A 2,013-nucleotide genomic window follows, 5' to 3' on the forward strand; every position below is an offset into this window, starting at 1 on the left:
GTCGAATCGGGGCGGTCGGTCCGCTCTCGTGAGAGGAGTGACCGGCCCGCGGGGCGGTGCCGTCGGTGCGGCACGGGGGCCGCGCGAGGCCGCCGATGATGACCCCACGGTACCGCGCCGCGCGCCGGGCGTCGGAATCGGCGTGCGGCGTCGTAGGGTGTTGCGCGTGACGACCCGACTGCCCGTCGTGACGGTGACCTATTCTCCCGGCGACCACCTCCGCCACTTCGTCGAGACCCTGCCCGGGTCCACGACGCGGCCGGTGGGGTTGGTGATGGCGGACAACGGCTCCACCGACGGCGCGCCCGAGGCGGCGGCGGCCGCGCACGACTTCGCCGAGTTCTTCCCCACGGGCGGGAACCTGGGGTACGGGACCGCCATCAACCGTGCCGTCACCGAGATCGCCCGGCGCCCAGAGGAGTTCGACCAGGAGTTCGTGCTGGTCGTCAACCCGGATGTGTGGTTCGAGCCGGGTTCCGTGGACGCGCTGCTCGCCGCCGCCCACCGGTGGCCCAGGGCGGCGGCGTTCGGCCCGAGGATCGCGGAGACCGACGGTTCGGTGTACCCCTCGGCCCGCGCCGTGCCGCGGCTCGGCGCCGGTATCGGCCACGCCCTGCTGGGTCCGGTGTGGCCGGGCAACCCGTGGACCGCCCACTACCTCGACGACTCCGACATGGAGTCCGAACGGACCGCGGGGTGGTTGTCCGGGTCGTGCCTGCTGCTGCGACGTGAGGCGTTCGACGCGCTCGGCGGGTTCGACGAGAGGTACTTCATGTACCTGGAGGACGTGGACCTGGGGGACCGGCTCGGCCGGGCCGGGTGGCAGAGCGTCTACGTGCCGTCGTCGGTGATCCACCACGACCAGGGACACGCGGCCAGGACCGTGCCGGAGTTCACCCTCCGGGCACACCACAACAGCGCCTACCTGTTCCAGGCGGACAGGCATCCGGCCGCGTGGCAGGCACCGATACGCTGGGCGCTGAGGGCGGGTCTGGAACTACGGTGCCGCCTCGCGATCCGGTCCGCCCGGCGCGATCTTCGCTGACGCGCCGGACGAGACCATCCACCGGCCCGTGTGGGCCGCGCGAGCGCGCGGCCGGGGCCCCACGACATCGGGAGTAGGACTGTGACCTCGACGACCCCCTCCAGCGCCGAGCCGCGCGATCTGATCGCCGACACCGAGGCGGTGGTCCTGGTGGGCGGCAAGGGGACCCGCCTGCGGCCGCTGACCATCTCGGCGCCCAAGCCCATGTTGCCCACGGCCGGTCTGCCCTTCCTCACCCATCTGCTCTCGCGGATCCGGGCGGCGGGCATCCGGCGCGTGGTGCTGGGCACGTCGTTCAAGGCGGAGGTGTTCGAGGAGCACTTCGGGGACGGGTCCGACCTCGATCTGGAACTGACGTACGTGGTGGAGACCGAGCCGCTGGGCACGGGCGGCGGCATCCGCAACGTCCTGGACGAGCTCACCGCCTCGACGATCATGGTGTTCAACGGCGACGTGCTGGGCGGAACCGATCTCACCCGGATCCTCGATCTCCACCACGCCAAGAGCGCGGATCTGACCATGCACCTGGTGCGGGTCTCCGATCCCCGTGCGTTCGGCTGTGTGCCGACCGATGAGGACGGCCGGGTCCTGGAGTTCCTGGAGAAGACGCAGGACCCGCCGACCGATCAGATCAACGCCGGTTGCTACGTCTTCCGGCGTGAACTGATCGCTCAGATCCCCGAGGGCGTCCCCGTCTCGGTGGAGCGCGAGACCTTCCCGCAGCTGCTCGCCGAGGGCAGGCGGGTCTACGGCTTCGTCGACTCGGCGTACTGGCGGGACATGGGCACGCCCGAGGACTTCGTCCGCGGGTCCTCCGACCTGGTGCGCGGCATCGCGCCGTCGCCCGCACTCGAGAGCCACCACGGCGAGGCGCTCGTCCACGACGGCGCGGGGGTCGGCGCCGGGGCGGTCCTCATCGGGGGGACCGTGGTCGGTCGCGGCGCCGAGATCGGCGCCGGCGCCCGACT

At 72.0% G+C, this 2,013-nt stretch carries 2 protein-coding genes; both read left to right on the forward strand.

Going from position 1 to position 2,013, the window contains the following annotated elements:
- Window positions 1–166: 166 nt before the first annotated feature.
- Window positions 167–1,045: a glycosyltransferase gene (locus tag G6031_RS17715; RefSeq protein WP_182653977.1), complete on the forward strand. Its 879-nt coding sequence runs from the start codon at window positions 167–169 to the stop codon at window positions 1,043–1,045.
- 81 nt (window positions 1,046–1,126) lie between these two features.
- Window positions 1,127–2,013: NDP-sugar synthase (locus G6031_RS17720; RefSeq protein WP_347238525.1), on the forward strand; the 887-nt coding region annotated here is incomplete at its 3' end.

It is taken from the genome of Dietzia sp. CQ4, assembly GCF_014145125.1.
Taxonomy (GTDB): domain Bacteria; phylum Actinomycetota; class Actinomycetes; order Mycobacteriales; family Mycobacteriaceae; genus Dietzia; species Dietzia natronolimnaea.